Origin of the sequence: Mycolicibacterium iranicum, assembly GCF_002101705.1 — a bacterium.
GTDB lineage: Bacteria > Actinomycetota > Actinomycetes > Mycobacteriales > Mycobacteriaceae > Mycobacterium > Mycobacterium iranicum.
Window position 1 is genome coordinate 187,513 of record NZ_LQPC01000027.1, and the last position, 23,091, is coordinate 210,603.

Sequence of the window (23,091 nt, forward strand, 5' to 3'; positions counted from 1 at the left end):
GGGTCACCGAAAACTCCTACCCAGAGCGGCGAATTGACTGATGAGCACCGGATTCCTGCCCAATCACGGCAATGACCAGCAGACCGGACCGGACCGAAGACGGGACCAGCGAGACCTGGCACGCGGGTTCGTCCCCTTCCCCGACCATCGCGCGCAGGAGTATCGGCACGCAGGCTACTGGGCTGACCGCCAACTCGATTCGATCTTGACCGACGCGGCGGCAGCCTGGCCTTCCACACCTGCGATCGTCGACTCCGCTCACTCGTACACGTTTGCCGAACTGAACGCGCTCGCCGACCGCGCCGCGGCCGGACTTGCGCACCTCGGCATCGCCGCCGGGGACCGGGTTCTGCTTCAGCTGCCGAACTCGTGCCAGTTCGCGGTCGCCCTGTTCGGTCTGCTGCGCGCCGGAGCCGTGCCCGTCATGTGCCTTCCCGGACACCGGACCGCCGAACTGGGGCATTTCGCCGAGGTCAGCGACGCGATCGCCCTGATCGTGCCCGATCAGGGCGCCGGTTTCGACTACCGCGAGATGGCCTCCCAACTCACCGCCGAGCACCCGTCGCTTCGCCACGTGATCGTCGACGGGGACTGCGGGCCGTTCTTGTCCTGGTCCTCGATCGCCGAATATGACGGTCCACCGGTCGAACGCACCGCCGTCGACCCGGGGCTGCCCGCCTTGCTGCTGGTCTCGGGTGGCACCACGGGCCTACCCAAGTTGATCCCCCGCACCCACAACGACTACCTCTACAACGCGGTCGCCTGCGCACAGGCCTGCGAGATGACCAGGGAGGACGCCTATTTGGTGGCGCTGCCCGCCGGACACAACTTCCCGCTGGCCTGCCCCGGGCTGCTGGGATCGATGACCGTCGGCGCCACCACCGTGTTCACCGCAGACCCCAGCCCGGAGAACGCGTTCGCTCTCATCAACAGGTACAAGATCACCGTCACCGGCCTGGTCAACGCGCTGGCCAAGGTGTGGGCCCAGGCGTGCGAGTGGGAGCCGGTGCTCCCCACCTCACTGCGCTACGTCCAGGTCGGCGGATCCCGGATGAGCCCTGAGGAGGCCCGCTTCATCCTGGAGCGGCTCACGCCGGGCATGTCGCAGATCTTCGGAATGGCCGAGGGGATGCTGAATTTCACGCGGCCGGGCGATCCCGAGGACGTCGTGGTGCACACGCAGGGCAGGCCGATGTCGCCGCACGACCAGATGCGGGTCGTCGACGACAACGGCGACGAGGTACCACCTGGTGACGAGGGCGAACTGTTGGTACGGGGGCCCTACACGCTCAACGGCTACTACCGGGCCCACGACGCGAACGCGCGGTCATTCTCGCCGGACGGCTTCTACCGCACCGGCGACCGGGTTCGCATCTTCGCCGACGGTCCCAGGGCCGGCTACGTCGAGGTGGTGGGCCGCATCAAGGACGTCATCCACCGCGGCGGGGAAACCGTGTCGGCAACCGACCTCGAAGACCATCTGCACACCCACCCATCCGTTTACGCCGCGGCCGCGGTCGCCCTTCCCGATGACTACCTCGGTGAGAAGATCTGTGCCGCAGTGGTTTTCTCAGGCAAGCCGATCACACTCGCCGAACTCAACGCGTTCCTGGACGAACGCGGCGCGTCCACGCATGCGCGACCCGACGTCCTCTTCCCGGTGCCGACCCTACCCACCACCGCAGTGGGCAAGGTCGACAAGAAACAGTTGGTGGCGCGGCTGAGCGCCCAGTGATCCGGCGGCTCAGTTCGTGATCACCATGTCGTGGCCGCTGGTGGCCCAGGCGGCCTCGAAGACCTTGATCGGCACCTGCTCGTCGGCGCCGTCGTCGGTCCCGCTGTCGTTGAGGTGCACCACGCCTGCTTGGGTGTCCACACCGGTGACGACCAGGTCGTGATCGCCAATGGTGCGATCACCGGCCTCGTCCCAGATCGTTTCCGCGTTCACGCCCGCGATGACCTTCTTGCCTGCGCCGAGCACCCGCTCCAGTGCGGCCATCCCCGTCGGCACATTGGTCGCATCGGCGACGTCATCGTCGGTGTACACCGCTCCGATGCCGTAGTGCGCCAACAGGATCGGCAGATCCCGCGAGTCGGTGCCGTTGCCGGAGTCCGAGTCGCCGGGATTCGACGGCGGCAGATAGACCACACCTTCGTGGTGCGCGCTCGGTGTCGCGCCCGCCAGTGCGACGATCTCGCCCTCGGAGGGTTGGTTGCCGGTGAGCTGTCCGATCACGTCGGCCGTCGCCATCAGCGAGCAGTCGTCGAGGGTCTGCCGCACCCAGTACTGGCTCGCCTGATCCGGATCGCCGTAGTGGCCGTGGCTGTTCTCGGCGGCGTTGGCGATGCCACCACCGAGGCCGGCAACGGCTGCGGACAACAGTGCCGTGACAGCGACGGCCCTGACGGTGAGGCGGGAATTCTTCATCTGCGGCCCTTCTCTGACTGCGGCGCCGGTGCGCCGGATGAGAGAAAGGATGGAACGAGTGTCTCGGCGAATTCTTGACGGATCCTTGAGAGTCTTGAGCACCGTCAGGCGATGCTGACCCACCACGTGTAGAGCGTGTCGAGATCGTTGCCCTGCCCGGTGCCGAGCAGCAGATCCGACGTCTTGGTCCAAACGATGTCGGCTCTGCCGTCGAATTCGCCGCACGCCAGCATCCCCTCGGACTCATCCGGGTCGCCGCTGTTGAAGTCCCAATTCGTCGGCGAACCATCGGTTCCCGGACATGCGGTGAGTTCGTCGTCTCCGGTGACCGACGTGAAGTCCTCCTGGAGCCGGTCGACATCGCTGTAAAGAGCGAAGAATGCGCGCTCGTGTCCGTCGCCGCTTTCGGTGGGTTTGCAGTCGAATGCTGCAATAGCGTTGTCCCACTTGCGGTTCGGCACACATGCGGCGGGGTCGGGCACCAGTGCCATGAGCTGACGTTCGGCAGGCGTGAATGCGCTCGTGGTGCCCATCGGGGCTCGGGGCGTGTTCGTGACGGTCCGTGTCAACGTCAGCGTCGACGACATCGCCGACGCCGAATCCGACGAGCGCAGAGCCGCCCACGCCGCGACGCCCCCGACGGTGATGAGCACAACAGCGGCCAGGGTGCCCGCGACGACCAGCGGCCGACGCTGCGGCTGTGGCGCCTCATGCGCGGCCGACGCCGGGGTCGCAGACAGCGGGGCGGGTGCGGTGGGCTGATCAGGAGAACCGAGCACCGCCTGCGCCGCGCGTGCCAGCGCGCCCGCGCTCTGGAAGCGCTCTTCGGGACCCTTGGCCATCCCCGTCGCAACGACGTCGTCGAACGCCTGCGGCAGATCAGGCCGCACCTGGCTGGGCCGTGGCGGCGGGTCGATCAGATGCGCGGTGATCATCATGCTGATGCTGTCGGCGACATAGGGTTGGGTGCCCGTCAGGGTCTGGTGCAGCACACAGGCCAGCGCGTACACGTCCGCCTTGTGATCTACCGGCTTGGAGCTGAAGCGTTCGGGTGCCATGTACGCGTAAGTGCCTATCGCTGCACCCATTTCGGTCAACGTCTTGTCGCTGGTAGCACTCGCGATGCCGAAGTCGACGAGGTAGGCGAAATCGTCGGGGGTGACGAGAATGTTCTCCGGCTTCACATCGCGGTGCGTGATGCCCGCCGCGTGCGCAGCATCCAACGCCGCCGCGACCTGACGGATGATCGACACCGCACGAGACGGCGCCAACGGCCCCTCGGCGATGAGGACGCTACGCAAATCGATCCCGTCGATCAGGCGCATGTCGACGAACAGGTGGCCGTCGATCTCGCCGTAGTCGTGGATCGGCACCACATGCGGTTCCTGCAGTCTGCCCGCGGCGCGTGCCTCTCGCTGGAGCCGCTCACGGAAAGCCGGGTCGTGCGAGAGGGATTCGGGCAGCAGCTTCAATGCCACCGTGCGGCCTTTGACGGTGTCGTCGGCCTCGTACACCTCACCCATACCGCCTCGGCCGATGAGTCGGTTGATTTGGTACGGACCCAGCCGGGTGCCCACCCGCATGTTGTGCGGGGCGTCGTCCATAGCCGCCTCTCGTCGGGCGCGACCACCGAGAGGCCGCGTCGCCCCTACGGTACGGGCGTACCACCGAGTTCGAAGGTGAAGACGTGCCCGCAGATGTGGATCCGGTCCCCGCCGGCCAAGGGGGCGCTGCCCTGCACTCGCGAATCGCCCAGCTCGACACCGTTGGCCGATCGAAGGTCGGTCACGGCGTAGCCGGTGCCTGTGTCGATGATCGCCGCGTGCGTGCGGCTGACCTTCGGATCGTCAACGACGATGTCGTTGTCCGGCGCTCTGCCGATGCGGGTGGCGACGGACGTGAGCTGGTAACGGTGGCCGGCCGGATCGACGAGCCACGCCGAGGAGTCCCCACTGCCGATCAGGGTGCGTTGGTCGAGCACGGTCTTGGCGCCCACGGCCGTCTGTCTGGCCGCCTGTTTCACGTCCAGGGGTTGCTGGCGCAGGATCCTGTCGTGCAGGGCACGCACCGTCGGCCCCGGGTCGATGCCCAGATCCTCGGCAAGGGCCGTCTTGAGCCGCTGGTAGGCCGCCAGGGCTTCCGATTGCCGTTCGCTGAGGTAGAGGGCACTGATCAGCTGCGCCCACAGCGGTTCGCGATAAGGATTTTCGGCTGCCAGCGCTTCCAGTTCCCCGGTGATGGTGGCGGCGCGCCCGCACGCCAGCTCGGCCTCGGCCCGTGCGGTGGCGGCGGTGAGGCGGTCCTCCTGCAGTGCGGTGGCGAACTGCTCGGCGAACGTGAACCCCCGCAGATCCTCAAGGACCGGCCCGCGCCACTGCGCGAGCGCCGCCGTCAGATGCGCGCTGGCATTCTCGAAATCACCTGTGGCCGCAGCCTGTACTCCCGCGGCCTTCTGGGCGGTGTACCGCCCTATATCGCACTGCTGATCGGGGAGGGTGAGCCGGTATCCCGGCGGGGCGCTGGCCAGGGTCGTCTGAGGGTCTGATCCGGCGCTGCCGACGAGCTTGCGCAGGTTGGACACGTAGGAGTGCAGGCTGGCGCGCGCCCCCGGGGGCGCGGACTCCTGCCACACCGCGTCGATGAGCGAATCGACGGCCACCGGGCGGTTGCGGTTGATGACGAGCATCGCCAGGACTGCGCGCAACTTGGGCGTGCCGACCGGGACTTCGACTCCCCCTGTCGTCATCTGTAGCGGGCCGAGCACACCAAAGCCCAGAGCACGTTCTGCCATGACGCTCCCTTCCCCCTCGTACCGCTCGCCGGGTCAATTGTGAACGAAGACCGGGGGCGTGGGCTGTCCGCCCACGCCCCCGGCTCCGGCAGCCCTGCTACTGGCTGCCTTCGGCCCTGCGGCGGCGCCCCATCAGCAGGGCACCTCCCGCCGAGCCGAGCCCCAGGGCACCCGCCGCGAGTGCGACCCAGGGCAGGACCTTCGTGACGCCGGTGGTGGCCGACGACTCCTTGGAGACCAGGGAGACGTCGTATCCGGGCAGCGGTGCCTCGGACGGAGCAGTCAGGCCGGGCAACTGCTCAATCTTGGAAACCTCGAATTGCGCTGAGCCGTCGGCGTTCTTGGACCACTCCCCCCACGCCGACACCGAGCCGTCAATGAGCACCCGGTCTGCGCCGACCGCGGAATCCTCACCGAGGTCGGTCAAGGATCCAACCCGGAACGGCTGTGAGGTGCCCGTCGAGTAGTTCAGTTGGACCCACACATTGCGCTGCGGTTGCGATGCGGGCGCGCTCGGCGCCGGAGCGGGCGCGCTCGACGCCGGAGCGGGCGTGCTCGGCGCCGGAGCGGATGCGCCCTGCCCCGGAGCGGGGTGCCCACCACCACCGCCGGCGGTGAAGCTGCCGACCGATACGTGGCTGACGCCTCCCTGCGGGCCGCGCACCACGGAAGTGAAGCCGTAGCGGCCCGGCGTGGTCGCCGGCAGAGCGACGCGCTGTTGGGGCGGGATCGTGACCGTCCGGGTAGCGCCGCCGTAGGTGTAGAAGACCTGCATCGGTGCGGCGTAGGCGTTGAACAGGACCGGAAGGCCGTACGTGTTGTAGCTGAGCCAGGAGGAATTCCAGGTGGACACCTGTGAGCTCCAGGACGAGTCCTCCGAGAAGCTGCTCATGATGCTGCTGCGCATGGTGTCGATGTCCTGCGGTGTGGCCGTCGTTGGGTCGGCGTTCACCGGCGGGCTGTCCGGCGTGTCCGGCGGGCTGTCCGGCGTGTCCGGCGGGCTGTCCGGCGTGTCCGGCGGGCTGTCCGGCGGGCTGTCCGGCGTGTCCGGCGCCTGCGGAGCGTCCGGCGCCTCAGGAGCCTGCGGGGCCTCAGGGGCTTCCGGCGCCTCAGGCGCCTGCGGGGCTTCAGGAGCCTCCGGCGCTTCAGGCGCCTGCGGGGCTTCAGGAGCCTCCGGCGCTTCAGGGACTTCCGGCGCCTCCGGAGCTTCCGGCGCTTCCGGCTGCTCGCCGGGGGCATCGGCGACTTCGGGGGCAGCCTCGGCGGGTGCAGGATCGTCGGGGACGTCGGCGTAGTCGGCACCGGTGTCATACGCCGGACCCGCGTCGTCGACAACCGAGGAGTAGTCGTCGCCGCCGCCGAAGTCGCCGCCGCCAGAGTCGCCGCCGAAGTCACCGCCAGAATCGCCGCCGTCGTCGTCCTTCTTGCCTCGCCACGATCCCAACGCCGTGGCGGGGGCCGGCGCGTAGGCACTTGGCGCGACGATCGAGGACACCGGCGCCACGGGGTGCGAAACGGCGGCGGCAGCGGCGTTACCGGCCACGCCGAGGGACGCGCCGGTGACGGCGCCGGCCACCAGCGCGGCACGGGCGAAGTTGGTGAGGTTCATGCTCTGGCTCCTCCTGCTGTGTCCCCGCCTCCCCATCGGTGCGGGTGATACGAGCAGAGTGGAAGAAGCGACTCGTCGGATCCTTGAAGGATTCTTGACGCCGCGAAACCTGCGCGGCGACCGTCAGGAGACCTCGGCCTTGTGGCCCGCCACCTCGCCTTGCGGAGTGAGGAGTTCGACGATTCTGTCGGTCACGGCCTCAGCCGTCGGGTGCTCCCACAACAGCGTGGGCGGTAAGGCCAGCCCGGTCCGCTTCTCCAGCGCCCGCCGCAAAGCGACGGTCATGATCGAGTCGACACCGGTCTCGACCAACGGAACCCGCGGATCGACGTCGTCGGTGACGAGGCCAAGTTCGGCGGCGACCGCCTCGATGACCTGCACAGCCACCCATTCATCGAGGTCGGCGTCGCCAGGGCCCGCGAGGACCTCGAAATCGCCTGGTGCCGAAGCTGCCGACGGCGCGACGTCGGCGAACATGGGTATGGCCGAGGCCTCTGGAAGAAGCGGCAGCACAACGACATTCGACTCGTCGCCGCGCATTGCAAAGTCGAGCGCCCGCAGTGCCTCGTCGGCACCCACCGTTCCCATGCCGAGCGCTTCCAGTTGGGCAGCGACGAACCCGGACGTCGACCCCATGCCGAGGCCCCGCCACGCGGTCCACGCGATCGAGATCGTGCGATCCCCGAGATTGCGGCGGTGGCGCGCGATCGCGTCGAGGAACGCGTTGGCGCACGCGTAGGCGCCCTGCCCCGGAAAGCCCGCCAGGTAGCCACACGAGGAGAACAGGATCATCCAGTCCAGTTGCTCCGGAGGGAACATCTCGTGCAGCGTGAGGGTGCCTTCGACCTTCGGGCGCATCGCGGTCCTCAGGTCATCCGCCGACGTGCTCAGCAGCAGCGCACCGGCTTCCACCCCGGCCGCGTGCACCACGCCGCGGACAGCAGGCATGTCCCGCAGCACCGCGCGCAGCCGATCCCCGCCATCGGGCGCACCGATGTCCACGGCCGCAACGTGGACGGTGACACCGCGCTCCTCCAACGCCGCGACCGCGCGCACCGCTTCACTCTGGTTGTCGGCGGTCCACTGCTCGCGGTGCGGCATGCCCGACCGCGACAGCAGGACCAGACGGCGCGCACCGAGATCGGCGAGGCGATGCGCGATCCGAAGTCCCAGCGCGCCGGTGCCGCCGGTGATGACGTACGTGCCGCCCGGGGTGCATGTCAACGGTGCCCCGGCAGCGGGTCGCGCGTCTGTCAACCGCGCGGTCATCACCGCGCCGTCGCGGACGACGACGACACCGTGGCCGTGCAACGACGCGAAGACATTCGCGGGAAGCGGATCGTCGGCGAGATCGATCACTCCGCCCCACAGCTGCGGGTGTTCAGCGGCGGCCACGCGAGCCATTCCCCACAGCGGCGCGTGCACCAGGTTGGCGCCCTCGTGGACACGACGCGTCAACACCCACAGCCTGGCCTGAGATCGTTTGTCGTGCATGGCTTTCAGGGTGTGCAGCACCTGCTCGGCACAGGTTGCCGGCGATTCGTCGGTGCGAGGAAGGAGCAGCACCACGCAGTCCGGGTCCAACGGTTCGGGCAGCTGCTCCACACCGGCGCAGACGCGAGTCGGCACTCCCACTCCTGTGAGATCACGCTGCGCAGAGGCTATTTCGCGGTCAGTGCCACCGAGGAGGACCACCGAACCCGGAAGGTTGCCGACACCCACCGGGGTCTCGTACCAGGCGATGTGGTGCAGCATCCGGGACAGGTCGCTGCCGCCAGGGTTCTCCAATTCCTCGAAGGCCATCGCCGTGATCGAGGCGTGGCCGGCTCCGAATTCGTCGATGATCGATACGTCGGCGGTCGCGCCTCCCCGACGACGGATGTGCAGCACTGCCTCCGCCGGAGGCTCACCGCAGACGTGCACGCGGTCGATCCTGGCGGGCATCCGCAACCGCGGGGGCCCCTCGAAGACGGTGGACGCGGCCGACGTCGCCGCATCGAGCAGGCCTGCCCAGGTCGCCGGGGCCGACCCGTCGGGCTCTGCCGCCACTCGTGCCAGCAATTCGCCGTCGCCGCGCCGCAATTCGAGGATCTGCCAGCCGAAACCCATTGCCGCCACACCGACGCCGGCAAGAGTGTCGACGACGTGGCCGGGCGGCAGCTGCTCGGCGCACCGAGTCCAGGTTTCGTCGTCGACACCGCTGCCCATCAATTCGCCGAACTCGCCCCGGAGGGCGCCGCAGAAGTCCTCGTCGATCGCGGCGACGGCACTGCAGTGAGTGAGCCAGCCCCCGGAGAGGTCGGCGCTCTGGTCGGCTCCGTCGGCGTCGGTGAGCCGCGACGAGATCCGTAGCGAGCGGTCCTGCAGGACGATCTGGATGTCGCGGGGACGACCGGGTGGGACCGGCGTGCGCAACCGCACATCGGTCAGGCCTGACCCCGCGGCATTCAAGAACGTGTTGAGAAGCACTGCTGCCGGGACGATTTCGGTCTGCTGCACCGGATGGTCACCCGGGTAGGGACGGTTGTCCATCTCCAGCCTGGTTTGCCAGATTCGGGCAGGCACCTCTCCCGTCACGTCGAGCACACCGCCGAGAAGGGTGTTCGTCACCGGGTCATGTAATGCCCGAGTCCCTGGGGGCGGTGTCGGCGTGCGCCAGAACCGGCGATGCTGCCACTGCGTTCCCGGCAGATCAGCCGCCCAACGGGTTGTCGTGGTCAGGCCGTGCGCCACCGGGGCCCCGTGACAGTAGAGACCGGCGACAGCGGCTCCTAGCGAGCGCCGCTCCGGCTGATCGCGTCGCAGCACCGGTACCACGGCATGCTCGTCGACATGAAGTCCGAGCAGTGTCTCGACGATCGAGTGGGAAACCACGGGGTGTGCGGACACTTCCAGGAACAAGCGGTGACCGTCTTCGGCCGCGGCCTGGACTGCCTCGGCGAACCGCACGCGGCCCCGCAGGTTCGCCGCCCAATAGCCGGGTCCCCGTGGCATGTCCGACCGCGGATCCTCCAGCGCGGTCGTGTAGAGCGGTACGCGAGCGCATCCCGGCGGCGGGAGTTGACCGACCCGCCGCGCCAGTTCGGAGGTGAGCGCATCCATTGCCGGACTGTGAAACGCCACATCGGTGTTGACTCGGCGCACCGTGATGCCCTCGGCGCCCCATTGTTCGACGATCTGGTCGACGGCGGCGACGTCGCCCGAGACGACGGTGGAGTCGCACGAGGCGCTGATGGCGGCGACGACATCGGTACGGCCCGTGAGCCGTCGATCCGCTTCGTCGAACGGTAGCCGAACCAACGCCATTGCGCCGTCGCCCATGACGGACCGGAAGCCTCTCGCGCGGTAGCACGCCACAGCCGCTCCGTGAGTCAGGTCGAACACGCCTGCCACCACACACGCCGCCACCTCCCCGACGGAGTGGCCGATCACCGCGGCGGGGGCCGCTCCGCGGGCCTTCAGCGCGGCTGCGAGACCGACCTGCATCGCAAAGGTCAGGGCTTGCACCTGGTCGGTGCCACCCAGATCCTCAGCGGTCAGGGATGCGCGGGCCGAGAATCCGAGTTCCCTGGCGAACACCGCGTCGACCTCGTCGATCGTGGCGGCGAAGGCGGGTTCGGTCGCCAGCAGCTCGCGACCCATTCCGGCCCAGTGCGATCCGTGACCTGAAAAGACCCACACCGCACCGGTTTCGGCCCCCGGCAGCACGGATCCTGTCACGACGCGGGGATCGCGCACCTGTGCGGCCATCGCATCGAGAGCATCGCTGGTGACGGCGGCCGTCTGCGCAGCGGAAAGACCATCGGTCACCACCGCTGCCCTCACGGATTCCTGCGATCGGCGGGTCCACATCGTGGCGGCCACGTCGTCGATGGCGACCTCTGCGGCACGCATCCGAGCGGCCAACGCCGCGGCCTGGGCCGCGAGCCTGGACTCCGAACGCGCCGAGATCGGGATGAAAGATGTTGGCGCAGAGGAAATATTGGCTTCTGTCGGGGCGGGCGCCTCCTCGATGAGGACGTGGGCGATGGTGCCGCCATAGCCGTAGCTGCACACCGCGGCCCGGCGGGGGTTTCCGCCGCGGGGCCAGGGCTCCGGATCGGTGGGCACCCGCAGGCCGCTGTTGGCCCAATCGACCGCCGTGGTTAGGTTTTTCACCCCGGCGGTGGGCGGCAGCATCTCGTGATGCAGCGCCAGGGTCGCCTTGATGAGCCCGACCACGCCGGCGCCGCCCTCCAGATGGCCGACGTTGGGTTTGACCGAACCGATGGCGCACGGCGCGTCTCCACGATCGGATCCATAGACCGCCGAGAGCGCCGCCACCTCGACGGGATCGCCTGTGGGCGTACCGGTTCCGTGTGCCTCGACGTAGTCGACACTGGACGGGTCGACGCCGGAAACGCGGCAGGCAAGCCGGAACAGATCGGCCTGGGCGTCGCCGTTCGGCGACATGATGCCCACCGTTCTCCCGTCCTGCGCGACAGCGCCGCCGCGCACCACGGCCAGCACCCGGTCGCCATCGCGGAGTGCGTCGTCGAGTCGCTTGAGCACGACCACACCCGCGCCCTCGCCGCGCCCGTAACCGTCGGCGGCCTCGTCGAAGGTCTTGCAGCGCCCGTCAGGGGCGGTCGCACCCGCCACGTCGAGAACCCGGGTCAGGCCGGGGCCGACGAGCGCACTGACGCCGCCCGCGAGCGCCAGCGACGTCTCGCCGTCGCGCAGCAACTGGCAGGCCTGATGCACCGCGACCAGCGAGGCCGCGCACGCGGCGTCCAGCGCGACACTCGGTCCGCGCAGATCGAGCAGATGCGACACGCGATTCGCCACGCCACACAGCGACGTGCCGATACCTGTCCACGCTTCAATTCCGGCGAGGTCCTCCATGAGGAGCTTGCCGTAGTCGTCGGAGTTGACTCCCATCAGCACGGCGGTGTCGCTGCCCGCCAACGACCGCGGCGCTATACCCGCGTGTTCGAGGGCCTCCCACGACACTTCCACCGCCAGCCGTTGCTGCGGGTCCATCAGTTCGGCTTCACGCGGAGACACCCCGAAGAAGTCGGCGTCGAACCCGGCGAGATCGTCGAGGAATGTGCCCCACGGCGTCGTCTCCCGCAGAACTGCCGCGTTGCGAGGATCCCGCTGTACGTAGGGTTCCCACCGCTCGGCCGGCACCTGCGATACAGCGCTTCGGCCTTCGAGCAGGAACGAGAAGAGATCTGCAGGTGTGGTGATGTCGCCCGCCAGGCGGCAGCCGATGCCGACGACGGCGATCGGCGCCGGGGGCTGGGTGCTGCTCAGCCCCACGACGGCCGTGCCGGCAGTGTGTGGTTAGCCTTCCCTAAGACACGCGGCATGGCGAACATCCTGGCACAACGACGTTGCTCCCAGTGAGCTACCCGGCGTGCGCTGTGGGATTCCTGTGGGCGGCGTTCGTCACATCCGCGGCTGCGCCCCCGGATTCTCGGGATCCACCTCGACCGCATATGACGTGATGGTCGTGATCTGCTCGCCGGCGAACTCGTAGATGGCACAGCTCGCGACGGCTGTCACCCCGTCGGGCCGGACGTATCGGACGACGGTGTCCACAGCGACGACGTCATCACCCGCTGCAGTAACGCGACGGTCGAACTCCACCGAGGTGCCCCGCAGCCCCTCCGTCGTGTCCTGACAGGTGCGCCGCACCGCGTCGGCGCCCTCGAGGACCATTCCCCCGACGATCGTCCATTTCACATTCTTGGCGAGATGACCGAGAGCGTCGTCGAAGCGGTGTTCGGAGAACGCAAGGGCGACGGCGGCCGGATCGAATGCCATGTGCACGACCGTAGCGCCCCGGATGACCGGCACGGTATGAGTAGACGTATGAAGCTATCTGGTGTCGGTCTGTGGAGTTCTCAACTGCGATACGGAAATCCGGAGGAGGCAGCCGAAGCCGCGTCGGAACTCGACGGACTCGGCTTCACGGCCCTGTGGATCCCCGACGTCGGCGGGCCGGTGCTCGACTCGGTCGAAAACCTGCTGTCCGCCACGCAGAAGACGGTCATCGCGACGGGCATCCTCAATCTTTGGATGCACGAGCCCGCCGACGTGGCGTCGCGCTACGCGAAGCTCACCGAAACCCATGGCGAACGTTTCCTGCTCGGTATCGGCGTCAGCCACGCACCGCTCATCGACTCGAAGGAACCGGGCCTGTATCGCAAGCCCCTGGCCGCGACCGAGAAGTTCCTCGACGCCATCGACGCGACGCCGGAGCCGGTGCCGCACAAGAACCGCGTGCTCGCCGCGCTCGGACCGAAGATGCTGCAACTGTCGGCGACGAAGGCCGGCGGCGCCCACCCCTACCTGAGCACGCCCGACCACACACGCCAGGCCCGCGACGTGCTGGGCGAAGGACCGCTGCTGCTGCCGGAGCAGACCGTGTTGCTCACCGACAGCCGCGACGAGGCCCGCGCGATCGGCACCGATTGGCTGCGCTCCTATCTCGGGCTGCCGAACTATGCGAACAATCTGCTGCGCCTGGGGTTCACCGAGGAGGACCTGTCGTCGGTGAGCGACCGGGTGTTCGATGCGCTCATCGCGTGGGGCGACGAGGACGCCGTCAGGCGCCGCGTCACGGAGCATCTGGATGCGGGCGCCGACCACGTCTGCGTCCAGGTACTCACGGCCGACCCGCGGGAGTTTCCGCGGGAGCAGTGGCGCAGGCTCGCCGCCGCCCTTCTCTGACCGTCAGGTCAGCAGTTCGCGCACGACCGCGTCGGCGAGCAGCCGACCGCGGTCGGTGAGCACGAGACGGTCGTCCCGCGCGTGCAGGAGTCCGTCGGCAACCAAGCGGACAGCGCGCTGACTTTCGGAATCCGAGAGCACCCGGTGCGGGAGGCCGATACGCAGCCGGACCTGCAGCATCACGTCCTCGACGTGCGCGGTCTCGGCGTCCAATTCCTCGAAGTCGGCGACGGGCAACTCACCCTCGCCGAGTGCGTCGGCATAAGCGTTGGGGTGCTTGACATTCCACCACCGTGTGGCGCCGACGTAGCTGTGTGCACCCGGCCCGGCGCCCCACCACTGGCCACCGTTCCAGTAGCCGACGTTGTGTCGGCACTGCCCGCCGGGGCGGCTCCAGTTCGACACCTCGTACCAGTCGAACCCGGCGTCGGTGAGCCGGCGGTCCAGTAGTTCATACCGGCGAGCGTGCACGTCGTCGTCGGGCGCGGGCATCTCGCCACGCCGCACCCGCCTGGCGAGCGCGGTGCCGTCCTCGACGATGAGCGCGTATCCGGAGATGTGGTCCACCCCGGTCTCGATAGCGGCATCGGCGGACCGCACCAGATCGTCATCCGTCTCCCCCGGCGTCCCGTAGATCAGATCGAGGTTGACGTGGTCAAAGCCCTCGGCGCGGGCCTCCCGGGCAGCGTCGAGGGCACGCCCCGGCGAGTGCACGCGATCCAGGGCGGCCAGGACGTGCGGCGCGGTGGACTGCATCCCCAGCGAGATACGGGTGAAACCCGCGGTGCGCAAGCCGGCAAAGAATTGCGGCGATGTGGACTCCGGGTTGGATTCGGTGGTGACCTCGGCGCCGGGCGCCAGCGTGAAGTTGTCCCGGATCGCGTCGAGCACCGCGGTCAGCCCGGCCGCGCCGAGCAGGGACGGGGTCCCGCCGCCCACGAACACGGTCTGCACGTCGGGCGTCACACCGAGCCGTCCGGCGGCCAGGCGCAGCTCGGTCCGCACCGCGGCCAGCCACCCGTCCGGGTTAGCACCCCCCAGCTCACCGGCGGTGTAGGTATTGAAGTCGCAGTATCCGCATCTCGTGGCGCAGAACGGCACGTGGACGTAAATGCCGAACGGCCCCTGTGGGCGCGCCCGCATCGCGGGCAGGTCGGCACGTGCCGCGGTGACAGGCATGCCACCAGTGTCTCAGCTGCGACCTCGCGTGCACTTTCGCTCACCCTGAGCGCAAATCTCGGCCGGTTAGGGCTGATGTGGGAGTCCGTGGCACAATCGAATCCGTGACTGCAGCCCACAGCTTCCCTCGCCGGGTCTCGCTGGTGGCGCGCCGCCATGTCGATTTCAAGCGCGTCTGTACCTGTTGCTGTCTTCCCTAGCGTGTAGACCCTGCCCATCTGCATTTTCAGCTGGCCGCCGGATCTGCCCCGCCGGACAGCCCCCGGTGAGAAGCGCGATCTGAACGCCGGCTCCAACCAGGAGCCCATCCATGACGACAGCACAGAACAAGCCCGTGAAGCGCCCCCGCGGAGAGGGCCAGTGGGCGCTCGGCTACCGCGAGCCGCTCAACGCCAACGAGCAGTCCAAAAGGGACGACAACCCGCTCAATGTGCGGGCCCGCATCGAGAACATCTACGCCAAGCAAGGCTTCGAGAGCATCGACAAGGGTGACTTACGCGGTCGTTTCCGCTGGTGGGGGCTCTACACCCAGCGCAAGCCGGGTTTTGACGGCACGTGGACCGGTGACGAGAACACCGACATGCTCGAAGACGAGTACTTCATGCTGCGGGTCCGCAGCGACGGCGGCGCACTGACAGCTGCCGCGCTGCGCACCCTCGGGACGATTTCGACAGAGTTCGCCAGGGACACCGCCGACATCTCCGACCGGCAGAACATCCAGTACCACTGGATTGACGTCCGGGATATGCCGGAGATCTGGCGCCGCCTCGACGAGGTCGGTCTACAGACCACCGAGGCATGCGGCGACTGCCCCCGCGTGGTGCTGAACTCCCCGCTGGCCGGCGAGTCGCTCGACGAGGTGATCGACGGCACGCCCGCGGTCAACGAGATCGTCAAGCGCTACGTCGGCAAGAAGGAGTACTCCAACCTGCCGCGCAAGTTCAAGACGGCGATCTCCGGCCTGCAGGATGTCGTGCACGAGGTGAACGACGTCGCGTTCATCGGCGTGAACCATCCCGAGCACGGCCCCGGCTTCGATCTCTGGGTGGGCGGCGGTCTGTCGACCAATCCGATGCTCGGCCAGCGCGTCGGCGCGTGGGTGCCCCTGGACGAAGTACCCGACGTGTGGGAAGGCGTGGTCAGCGTGTTCCGCGACTACGGCTATCGCCGTCTCCGGGCGAAGGCGCGCCTGAAATTCCTGATCAAGGACTGGGGTGTCGAGAAGTTCCGCGAGGTTCTCGAGACCGAGTACCTGAAGCGACCGCTCATCGACGGGCCCGCACCTGACCCCGTGACCAGGCCCATCGACCACGTCGGCGTGCAGAAGCTCAAGAACGGGCTCAATGCCGTCGGTGTCTCCCCCATCGCAGGCCGCGTATCGGGCACCATCTTGACCAAGGTCGCCGACCTGGCCGAGGCCGCCGGCAGCGACCGCATCCGATTCACGCCGTACCAGAAACTGATCATTCTCGACGTTCCCGACGACAAATTGAACGAGCTGCGTGCGGGACTGGACGCCCTCGGGCTGCCGTCAACGCCGTCGCACTGGCGGCGCAACCTGATGGCCTGCACGGGCATCGAATATTGCAAGCTCAGCTTTGCCGAGACGCGCAGCCGCTCCCAGGTTCTGGTGCCAGAACTGGAGAAACGGCTGGAAGACATCAATGCCCAGCTGGACGTGCCGATCACGATCAACATCAACGGCTGCCCCAACTCGTGCGCCCGCATCCAGGTCGCCGACATCGGCTTCAAGGGTCAGATGGTGGACGACGGAAACGGTCCCGAGGAGGGCTTCCAGGTTCACCTCGGCGGAAGCCTGGGCTTGGACAGCGGGTTCGGACGCAAACTGCGCCAGCACAAGGTGCTCGCCACCGAACTCGGTGATTACATCGAGCGAGTTGTTCGCAATTTCGTGAAACAACGCGAGCAGGGTGAGCGTTTCGCTACGTGGGCAATACGAGCAGACGAAGCGGATTTGAGGTGAGTGCATGACGGACACGATGAGTGACACCGATTTGCAGCAGCTGGCCGAACGTGGGGCCGCCGAACTGGGGCCGAACGCCACGGCGCAGGACCTGCTGCGCTGGACCGACGAGAACTTCGGCCCAGGCGACTACATCGTGGCGTCGAACATGCAGGACGCGGTGCTTGTCGATCTTGCGGCGAAGGTCCGGCCCGGCGTGGACGTGTTGTTCCTCGACACCGGCTACCACTTCGTCGAGACCATCGGGACGCGCGACGCGGTGGAGGCGGTCTATGACGTCAACGTCGTCAACGTGCGCCCCGAGAAGACGGTCGCCGAGCAGGATGCGCTGCTGGGCAAGAACCTGTTCGAGCGCAACGCCAACGAGTGCTGCCGGATGCGCAAGGTCGAGCCGCTGTCGAAGGCGCTGCGCGGCTACAGCGCGTGGGTGACCGGTATCCGCCGCGTCGAGGCGCCGACCCGCGCGAACGCACCGTTGATCAGCTGGGACAAGGCCTTCGGCCTGGTGAAGATCAATCCGCTGGCGGCGTGGAGCGACGACGACATGCAGGATTACATCGACGCCAACGGGATTCTGGTGAATCCACTTGTCGACGAAGGCTATCCGTCGATCGGGTGCGCGCCGTGCACCAACAAGCCCGTCGTGGGCGCCGACCCGCGCAGCGGCCGCTGGGCGGGTCAGTCCAAGACGGAGTGCGGGCTGCACGCCTCGTGACGCTCGTCCTCACGGCGCACGGCAGTGCCGATCCGCGGTCCGCCGCGACGGTACGGTCGATCGTCGACTGTGTCGGACAGCTCAGGCCGGGCCTGGATGTGCGCATCGCGTTCTGCGAGCAGAACGCTCCTAATCTGCGCGATGTTCTCGCTTCTCTGGGTGACCGTCGCGCGGTCGTGGTGCCGCTGCTGCTCGCCGACGCCTATCACGCGCGGGTGGACATCCCCGCGATGATCTCGGAGTCCGCGGCCGATGTCGTGCAGAGCGAGGTGCTCGGAGAGGACGAACGGCTCGTCCACGTCCTGCGGCAGCGCCTCGAGCACGCTGGGGTGTCACGGCAGGATCCGCGCGTCGGCGTGCTTGTCACCGCGGTCGGGTCCTCGCGTCCGGATGCGAATGCCCGCACGGCGTCGGTCGCCGACGAATTGACCCAGACCACCCGCTGGACGGCGACCACCGCCTTCGCGACCGGACCTCAGCCGAAGTTGGCCGAGGCTGCCGATCTGCTGCGAAGCCGCGGCGCCACCCGACTGGTGATCGCGCCGTGGTTCCTCGCGCACGGCCGCATCACCGACCGTGTCGCCGAATACGCCTCCGCACAAGGCATTCCGATGTCGGCGCCCCTCGGGGCGCACCGGCAGGTCGCCGAGACGGTCCTGGACCGGTTCGATTCCGCGCGGGCGCACCGAGCAGCCGCCTGACCTCGGGACTGCACGGTCAGGCTCATCGGATGGTGTAACCCCCGTCGATGAGAAGGTCGGCGCCGTTGACCATCGCCGACGCATCAGCAGCCAAGTACACTGCGGCAGCGGCGATTTCACCCGGGTAGGCGAACCGCCCGACGGGGATCAACTTCTTGAGGGCCTCGCCCCGCGGACCGTCCCAGGCTTTGCGTCCCAATTCGGTGAGCACCACGGTCGGCGAGATGGTGTTCACCCGCACACCTTGCGGACCCCATTCCGACGCGAGCACTTTCGACAGTCCGACAACACCGAACTTCGACGCGCAGTAGGCGGCGTGCTGGTCGAGGGCGACGGTGGCGGCCTGGGAGGCCATGTTGATGATGACCCCGCCGCCAGCCTCGATCATTCCGGAACCGACCGCCTGGCACATGAGGAAGGTGCCTTTGAGGTTCACGTCGATGGTCGCGTTCCATGCCTCCTCCGACAACTCTTCGGCCGGCGCCAGGGCGACGATGCCCGCGCTGTTGACCAGGATGTCCACTCGCCCGAACGCCTCGCGGACCGCGTCTGCGGTGCGGCGCACGGAGCTCGAATCCGAGACGTCGCACGAGAACCCGCGGCTCTCGCCGAGCAGGGACCGGGCAGCCTCGGCGGCGCCACCCTCGTCGAGGTCGACGACTGCCACGCGGGCGCCCTTGCGTGCAAAGGCCGCGGCGATGGCCGCCCCGATGCCGGTGGCCGCACCGGTCACCAGGGCGACCCTGCCGTCAAGGCGAAAGTCGAGATCGACATCGCCGGTCTTCGGCGGCACCCCCGCGGTCACGGTTGCGTCTGACCGGGGATGCCCTCGTAGGCGATGTCTCCGGTCTCGAGATTCTTGGCGATCAGCTCGCTCAGCCCGTCGAGGAACTGCTGACGCTCGGTCACCACGTGTTGGATGGCGACGTCGACATTCTCCTTCGTGATCGCGGGCATCACGTAGACCGGCTTGGTGTTCACCTGCTCCCCCTTGGCGAGCGCGTTGGCCACCGCGAGCCCAGCCGCAAGCTCCACCGTGCCGTTCTGCAATGAGGTGCCGATGAACTCGCCGCTCTTGACGGCGTTGAGGCCGTCCTCGATACCGTCGATACCGACGATCGGCACGTCGGTGCGACCCGACTCCTTGAGCGCCTGCAGCGCACCGAGACCCATGTCGTCGTTCTGCGCGACCACGCCGTTGATCTGCGGTCCAAAGCCCGAGATCCAGTTCTTCATCTTGTTGACGGCCTCGTCGCGCTTCCAGTTCGCGGTGTCCTTGGCCAGCACCCTGATCTCCGGATACTTCGCCAGTGTCTGCTCGATGCCTTTGCTGCGGTCCAATTCACCGGACTGCCCCAGCGGTCCCTGCAGGATGACGATGTTGCCTCGGCCGCCGAGACGGTCGGCCATCATCTGCATCTCCTGTGCTCCCGCGGCAACATCGTCGGGCTGCACGCTGGCCGCGACGTCGGGGCTGTCCAGTGCCGCGTTCACCGGCACCAGCGGAATCCCCTTGGCCTTGGCCGACGCGACCTGGGGTCCCAGTGAATCTGCTTGCACCGGAACGACGATGATCGCGTCCACATTTTGGTTGATCATCGAATCCACCTGGCTGGCCTGCGTGGAGACGTCGAGATTGGCTGAGTTCCAGACCAGTTCGATGTTGTTGTCCTCGGCATAGGCTTCCATGCCCTCTTTGCCCGCGGTGATGAACGAGCTCATGTCGTACACCGACACACCGATGCGGGTGCTGTCGCTGTTGGCCTCGGGATCGCCCGCGCCGCAGGCCGTCATGCTCAATCCGAGCGTGGCGGTCGCCGCAACCGCGAACATCTTCGTTCCCAGTCTCATGTGTCCTCTTTCGTTGTGGGTTGGGATGGAAGGCACGCAGGCGTCACGTTCGTCGGCGCGACGACCACACGTCGACGGCGACTGCCGCCACGATCAACACACCCTTGATGACGTCCTGCCAGTAGGCGGGAACCACGAGGATGTCGAGGCCGTTGTTGAGTGTCTGAATCATCAGCAGGCCCAGCGCGGTTCCCCACACCGAACCACGCCCGCCCATGAGGCTGGCTCCGCCGATCACCACCGCGGCGATCGCGTCGAGTTCGTAACCCTGACCCAGATTGGGCGGTCCGGAGATGACTCGCGAGGCCAGCATGACTCCCGACAGGCCGGCCAGCAGACCCGAGAACGCGTAGACGCTGAACAACACGTTCTTGGCATTGATGCCTGCGATCTCGGCAGCGTTGCGGTTGCCGCCCACGGCATAGACCCGCATTCCGTAGGTGGTGCGCTTCATGATGACGGCCAGCGCGATGATGCCGACGATCATCAGCAGGACCGGGATCTGCAGGCCGAGGATCTTGGTGTTCGCGATCGCGCCAAACTCCGCGGGCAGCCCGTTGATCGGGGCGCCGCCACCGATCACGTAGGCCATGCCCGATCCCGCGGTCAGGGTACCCAGGGTGGCGATGAACGGTGGAACGTTGATGCGCGACACCAGGAATCCGTTGATGCAGCCCACCGCGAGACCGACGAGCATGGCCACCAGCACGGTCAGCCACACCTGGCCGGGGTTGGCCTTCGCCGTTGCCGCTCCGGCCATGGCCGACACCGCGATCACGCTCCCCACCGACAGATCGATACCCCCGGTCAGGATCACCAACGTCTGGCCGAGCGCGATCAACGCGAACGGCGCGGCAGCGACGAGGATCGTCACGAGGTTGTCGGGGGTGCTGAATCGCGCACTGCGGTAGCTGAAGTAGGCGATGACGAGCAGCATCACCAGCACCATCGCGTAGCGCACCGCCAGCCCGGCGAACCACTCCCGGGAGAACAACCGGACCGGTTCACCCGTGGCGGGCGACGCCACCCTGCGTGTGCGCGAGGAGGCGGTCTCCTCCCCGTCGACTTTGGTGGTCACGATGCTGCCTCCTGATCTGTGTCGGCCGGCGCGGCCGACGATGCCGGGTCCAAAGCGGTGGCCATCCGGAAGACGGATTCCTGGACTGCGGGGTGGTCCAGCGCGTCCCGGTCGAGCTCACCGACCAGCCCCCCGGCCCGCATCACGAACGCCCGGTGGGACAAGCCGACGATCTCGGGCATATCCGACGACGCCATCACCACCGCCATGCCCTGCGCCGCCAATTCGGTGATGATGCGGTAGATCTCGCTGCGCGCGCCGACGTCGACTCCACGGGTCGGTTCGTCGAGCAGCAGCACGTTGACGTCACCGGTGAGCCAGCGCGCCAACACCACCTTCTGCTGGTTGCCACCCGAGAGTGTGCCGACCTCCTGGCCAAGTCCGCGGCTGCGCAGATGAACCGACGACATCGCGTCCGAAACGGCTGTGGTGCGGGCTTTCTGCCGCAGCCAGCCCGCCAACGAAAACGCTCCCAGCCGCGGCAGAGTGGCGTTGTCGAGCACACTCATCGACAACACCGCGCCGGAGAGCTTGCGGTCCTCGGGCACCATCGCCATGCCTGCGGCGATGGCCGCCGACGGCTGATTGCGTTTGACGTGGCGCCCACGCACAGTAATGGACCCTGACGAGGTGTGGCGAGCACCGAACAGTGCTTCAAGCAATTCGGTACGCCCCGCGCCGACAAGACCTGCCAGACCGAGGATCTCACCGGCCTTCACGGTCAACGTCACCGACTCCGAGGCGCCGTCGACCTGCAGTTCGGAGACTTCCAGCACAGTCTCGTCGGTCGGGTGTGGGCGCTCGGGGAACAGCGCGTCGAGTTCACGGCCGATCATCGCGGTCACGATGTCGTCGTCGGTGACCTTGTCGATTGGCTCGTCCAGGATCAGCCCGCCGTCGCGCAGCACGACCACGCGGTCGGCGATGGCCCGGATCTCAGCCATCTTGTGGGTGGTGTAGACCATGGCCACGCCTTGGTCGCGTAACCGCCGGACGATGCGGTAGAGCCCCTCGACCTCGCGTTCGGAGATCGCTGATGTCGGCTCGTCGAGCATCATGACCCGCGCGCCGGTGCGCGCAGCCTTGACGATCTCGACGATTTGCCGGAGGCCCACGGGAAGACTGCCCATCCGCGCGGTCGGTGAGATGGCGACGTCGAAGAGACCCAGGGTCTCCCGGGCCTCAGCGATCATCGCGCCGCGGTTGAGAAACGGTCCGCGGCGCAATTCCCTTCCCACGAATAGGTTCTCGTAAACCTTCATGTCCTCGATCGACGCCAGTTCCTGCGGAACGATGGCCACGCCGTGGCGGACGGCATCCCGGGGATTGCCCGGTGCGAGTGCGGCTCCGCTCAGTGCCACGGTGCCCGCGTCGGGGCTGTACTGGCCACTGATGATTTTCATCAGCGTGGACTTGCCCGCACCGTTCTCACCGGCAAGCGCCGTCACCGTGCCCGGTTCCAGGCGGAGGGTGACACCTTTGAGGATCGCGACCCCGCCGAAACTCTTTCGGATCTCGGAACATTCGAGAAGTGTCTCGACCGTGGTCATGTTGTGGTGGACCCAGCCGTCGACTCATACCTGCCGATCGCATCGACTTTCTCGGCGGAGGCGCTCTGCGGGTCGAACTGGTATCCCAGCCACTCGCGGGCCAACCGACGGGCCAACTCGAGGCCGATGACGCGCTGTCCGAAACACAGCACCTGCGCGTTGTTCGACAGCACCGAGCGTTCGACGGAGAAGCTGTCGTGCGCGGTGACGGCGCGGACTCCGGGGACCTTGTTGGCACTGATGGCCACACCCAATCCGGTGCCGCACACCAGCAGCGCCCGGTCGGCCTTACCTTCGGCGACCATACGCGCCGCCGTCACCGCCACGTGCGGGTAAGCGGTGTTGTCGTCGGCGCCGACGCCGACGTCGGTGATGTCGGCGACCCGGGCGTCGGCGCGCAGGTCACCTTTCAGCGCTTCCTTGTATTCGTAACCGGCGTCGTCGGAACCGATCACGATGCGCAGACCGGGCGAATCGGTTGTCAT

18 protein-coding genes are annotated in these 23,091 nt (G+C 67.7%); 6 read left to right on the plus strand and 12 right to left on the minus strand.

Annotated features, from left to right (window positions below; translation table 11 throughout):
* Window positions 1-40: 40 nt before the first annotated feature.
* The gene (locus AWC12_RS10325) at window positions 41-1,735 is read left to right on the plus strand and encodes a (2,3-dihydroxybenzoyl)adenylate synthase (RefSeq protein WP_085174077.1); all 1,695 of its coding nucleotides are present in this window, start codon (window positions 41-43) and stop codon (window positions 1,733-1,735) included.
* Between the two features lie 9 nt (window positions 1,736-1,744).
* Here the strand turns inward: AWC12_RS10325 and AWC12_RS10330 are convergent, their stop codons facing one another.
* The 6 genes from AWC12_RS10330 to AWC12_RS10355 all read right to left on the minus strand — a co-directional run bounded on the left by AWC12_RS10330 (window position 1,745) and on the right by AWC12_RS10355 (window position 12,639).
* On the minus strand, window positions 1,745-2,428 hold the full coding sequence (locus tag AWC12_RS10330) for a C39 family peptidase (protein ID WP_024445270.1): 684 nt from the start codon (window positions 2,426-2,428) through the stop codon (window positions 1,745-1,747).
* 104 nt (window positions 2,429-2,532) lie between these two features.
* Entirely contained in the window at window positions 2,533-4,032 is a 1,500-nt protein-coding gene (locus AWC12_RS10335; protein WP_085174079.1) for a serine/threonine-protein kinase, read from the minus strand.
* Between the two features lie 44 nt (window positions 4,033-4,076).
* Window positions 4,077-5,219, minus strand: a complete 1,143-nt coding sequence (locus tag AWC12_RS10340; protein ID WP_085174081.1) for a BTAD domain-containing putative transcriptional regulator — start codon at window positions 5,217-5,219, stop codon at window positions 4,077-4,079.
* A gap of 97 nt (window positions 5,220-5,316) precedes the next feature.
* Window positions 5,317-6,828, minus strand: a complete 1,512-nt coding sequence (locus AWC12_RS31055) for a hypothetical protein (RefSeq protein WP_085174083.1) — start codon at window positions 6,826-6,828, stop codon at window positions 5,317-5,319.
* Between the two features lie 123 nt (window positions 6,829-6,951).
* Window positions 6,952-12,132, minus strand: a complete 5,181-nt coding sequence (locus AWC12_RS10350) for a type I polyketide synthase (RefSeq protein WP_207576408.1) — start codon at window positions 12,130-12,132, stop codon at window positions 6,952-6,954.
* A gap of 129 nt (window positions 12,133-12,261) precedes the next feature.
* Window positions 12,262-12,639, minus strand: a complete 378-nt coding sequence (locus tag AWC12_RS10355; protein WP_085174185.1) for a nuclear transport factor 2 family protein — start codon at window positions 12,637-12,639, stop codon at window positions 12,262-12,264.
* 48 nt (window positions 12,640-12,687) lie between these two features.
* Between AWC12_RS10355 and AWC12_RS10360 the strand changes: the two genes are divergently transcribed.
* Complete coding sequence (locus AWC12_RS10360; RefSeq protein WP_024445265.1) at window positions 12,688-13,548, plus strand: LLM class F420-dependent oxidoreductase; 861 nt, start codon at window positions 12,688-12,690, stop codon at window positions 13,546-13,548.
* Window positions 13,549-13,551: 3 nt separating this feature from the next.
* Here the strand turns inward: AWC12_RS10360 and hemW are convergent, their stop codons facing one another.
* On the minus strand, window positions 13,552-14,727 hold the full coding sequence (hemW, locus tag AWC12_RS10365) for a radical SAM family heme chaperone HemW (RefSeq protein ID WP_085174084.1): 1,176 nt from the start codon (window positions 14,725-14,727) through the stop codon (window positions 13,552-13,554).
* Between the two features lie 104 nt (window positions 14,728-14,831).
* Here hemW and AWC12_RS32025 point away from each other — a divergent pair, with 104 nt between their 5' ends.
* The 4 genes from AWC12_RS32025 (at window position 14,832) to AWC12_RS10380 (ending at window position 18,127) form a co-directional block, all read left to right on the plus strand.
* Window positions 14,832-14,927: an Ms4527A family Cys-rich leader peptide gene (locus tag AWC12_RS32025; protein WP_420087698.1), complete on the plus strand. Its 96-nt coding sequence runs from the start codon at window positions 14,832-14,834 to the stop codon at window positions 14,925-14,927.
* Between the two features lie 110 nt (window positions 14,928-15,037).
* Window positions 15,038-16,711, plus strand: coding sequence for a nitrite/sulfite reductase (locus tag AWC12_RS10370; protein ID WP_085174086.1), 1,674 nt, complete (start codon window positions 15,038-15,040; stop codon window positions 16,709-16,711).
* A 4-nt stretch (window positions 16,712-16,715) separates the two neighbouring features.
* Window positions 16,716-17,426, plus strand: a complete 711-nt coding sequence (locus tag AWC12_RS10375) for a phosphoadenylyl-sulfate reductase (RefSeq protein WP_085174088.1) — start codon at window positions 16,716-16,718, stop codon at window positions 17,424-17,426.
* The gene (locus AWC12_RS10380) at window positions 17,423-18,127 is read left to right on the plus strand and encodes a sirohydrochlorin chelatase (protein ID WP_085174187.1); all 705 of its coding nucleotides are present in this window, start codon (window positions 17,423-17,425) and stop codon (window positions 18,125-18,127) included. The genes AWC12_RS10375 and AWC12_RS10380 overlap by 4 nt, the downstream gene beginning before the upstream one ends.
* Window positions 18,128-18,149: 22 nt before the next feature.
* Here the strand turns inward: AWC12_RS10380 and AWC12_RS10385 are convergent, their stop codons facing one another.
* Genes AWC12_RS10385 through AWC12_RS10405 form a run of 5 tightly spaced genes read right to left on the minus strand, consistent with a single transcriptional unit; the run spans window position 18,150 to window position 23,091 of the window.
* Window positions 18,150-18,920 (minus strand): GolD/DthD family dehydrogenase, encoded by a 771-nt coding sequence (locus AWC12_RS10385; RefSeq protein ID WP_036464463.1) that lies wholly within the window; start codon window positions 18,918-18,920, stop codon window positions 18,150-18,152.
* A gap of 8 nt (window positions 18,921-18,928) precedes the next feature.
* Window positions 18,929-19,978 carry a substrate-binding domain-containing protein gene (locus AWC12_RS10390; RefSeq protein WP_085174089.1) on the minus strand — a complete coding sequence of 350 codons (1,050 nt, stop codon included), beginning with the start codon at window positions 19,976-19,978 and terminating at the stop codon, window positions 18,929-18,931.
* Between the two features lie 43 nt (window positions 19,979-20,021).
* On the minus strand, window positions 20,022-21,056 hold the full coding sequence (locus AWC12_RS10395; RefSeq protein ID WP_024445258.1) for an ABC transporter permease: 1,035 nt from the start codon (window positions 21,054-21,056) through the stop codon (window positions 20,022-20,024).
* The gene (locus AWC12_RS10400; protein ID WP_085174091.1) at window positions 21,053-22,606 is read right to left on the minus strand and encodes a sugar ABC transporter ATP-binding protein; all 1,554 of its coding nucleotides are present in this window, start codon (window positions 22,604-22,606) and stop codon (window positions 21,053-21,055) included. The genes AWC12_RS10395 and AWC12_RS10400 overlap by 4 nt, the downstream gene beginning before the upstream one ends.
* Window positions 22,603-23,091: a ribose-5-phosphate isomerase gene (locus tag AWC12_RS10405; protein ID WP_085174093.1), complete on the minus strand. Its 489-nt coding sequence runs from the start codon at window positions 23,089-23,091 to the stop codon at window positions 22,603-22,605. The genes AWC12_RS10400 and AWC12_RS10405 overlap by 4 nt, the downstream gene beginning before the upstream one ends.

What these genes read in the sequence shown, in the direction of transcription:
- AWC12_RS10355 (WP_085174185.1), bottom strand. Translation starts at nt 12,639, where the DNA reads ATGGCATTCGATCCGGCCGCCGTCGCCCTTGCGTTCTCCGAACACCGC.
- AWC12_RS10375 (WP_085174088.1), top strand. Translation starts at nt 16,716, where the DNA reads ATGACGGACACGATGAGTGACACCGATTTGCAGCAGCTGGCCGAACGT.
- hemW (WP_085174084.1), bottom strand. Translation starts at nt 14,727, where the DNA reads ATGCCTGTCACCGCGGCACGTGCCGACCTGCCCGCGATGCGGGCGCGC.
- AWC12_RS10325 (WP_085174077.1), top strand. Translation starts at nt 41, where the DNA reads ATGAGCACCGGATTCCTGCCCAATCACGGCAATGACCAGCAGACCGGA.
- AWC12_RS10330 (WP_024445270.1), bottom strand. Translation starts at nt 2,428, where the DNA reads ATGAAGAATTCCCGCCTCACCGTCAGGGCCGTCGCTGTCACGGCACTG.
- AWC12_RS10360 (WP_024445265.1), top strand. Translation starts at nt 12,688, where the DNA reads ATGAAGCTATCTGGTGTCGGTCTGTGGAGTTCTCAACTGCGATACGGA.
- AWC12_RS10390 (WP_085174089.1), bottom strand. Translation starts at nt 19,978, where the DNA reads ATGAGACTGGGAACGAAGATGTTCGCGGTTGCGGCGACCGCCACGCTC.
- AWC12_RS10400 (WP_085174091.1), bottom strand. Translation starts at nt 22,606, where the DNA reads ATGACCACGGTCGAGACACTTCTCGAATGTTCCGAGATCCGAAAGAGT.
- AWC12_RS10405 (WP_085174093.1), bottom strand. Translation starts at nt 23,091, where the DNA reads ATGACAACCGATTCGCCCGGTCTGCGCATCGTGATCGGTTCCGACGAC.
- AWC12_RS10335 (WP_085174079.1), bottom strand. Translation starts at nt 4,032, where the DNA reads ATGGACGACGCCCCGCACAACATGCGGGTGGGCACCCGGCTGGGTCCG.
- AWC12_RS31055 (WP_085174083.1), bottom strand. Translation starts at nt 6,828, where the DNA reads ATGAACCTCACCAACTTCGCCCGTGCCGCGCTGGTGGCCGGCGCCGTC.
- AWC12_RS10340 (WP_085174081.1), bottom strand. Translation starts at nt 5,219, where the DNA reads ATGGCAGAACGTGCTCTGGGCTTTGGTGTGCTCGGCCCGCTACAGATG.
- AWC12_RS10370 (WP_085174086.1), top strand. Translation starts at nt 15,038, where the DNA reads ATGACGACAGCACAGAACAAGCCCGTGAAGCGCCCCCGCGGAGAGGGC.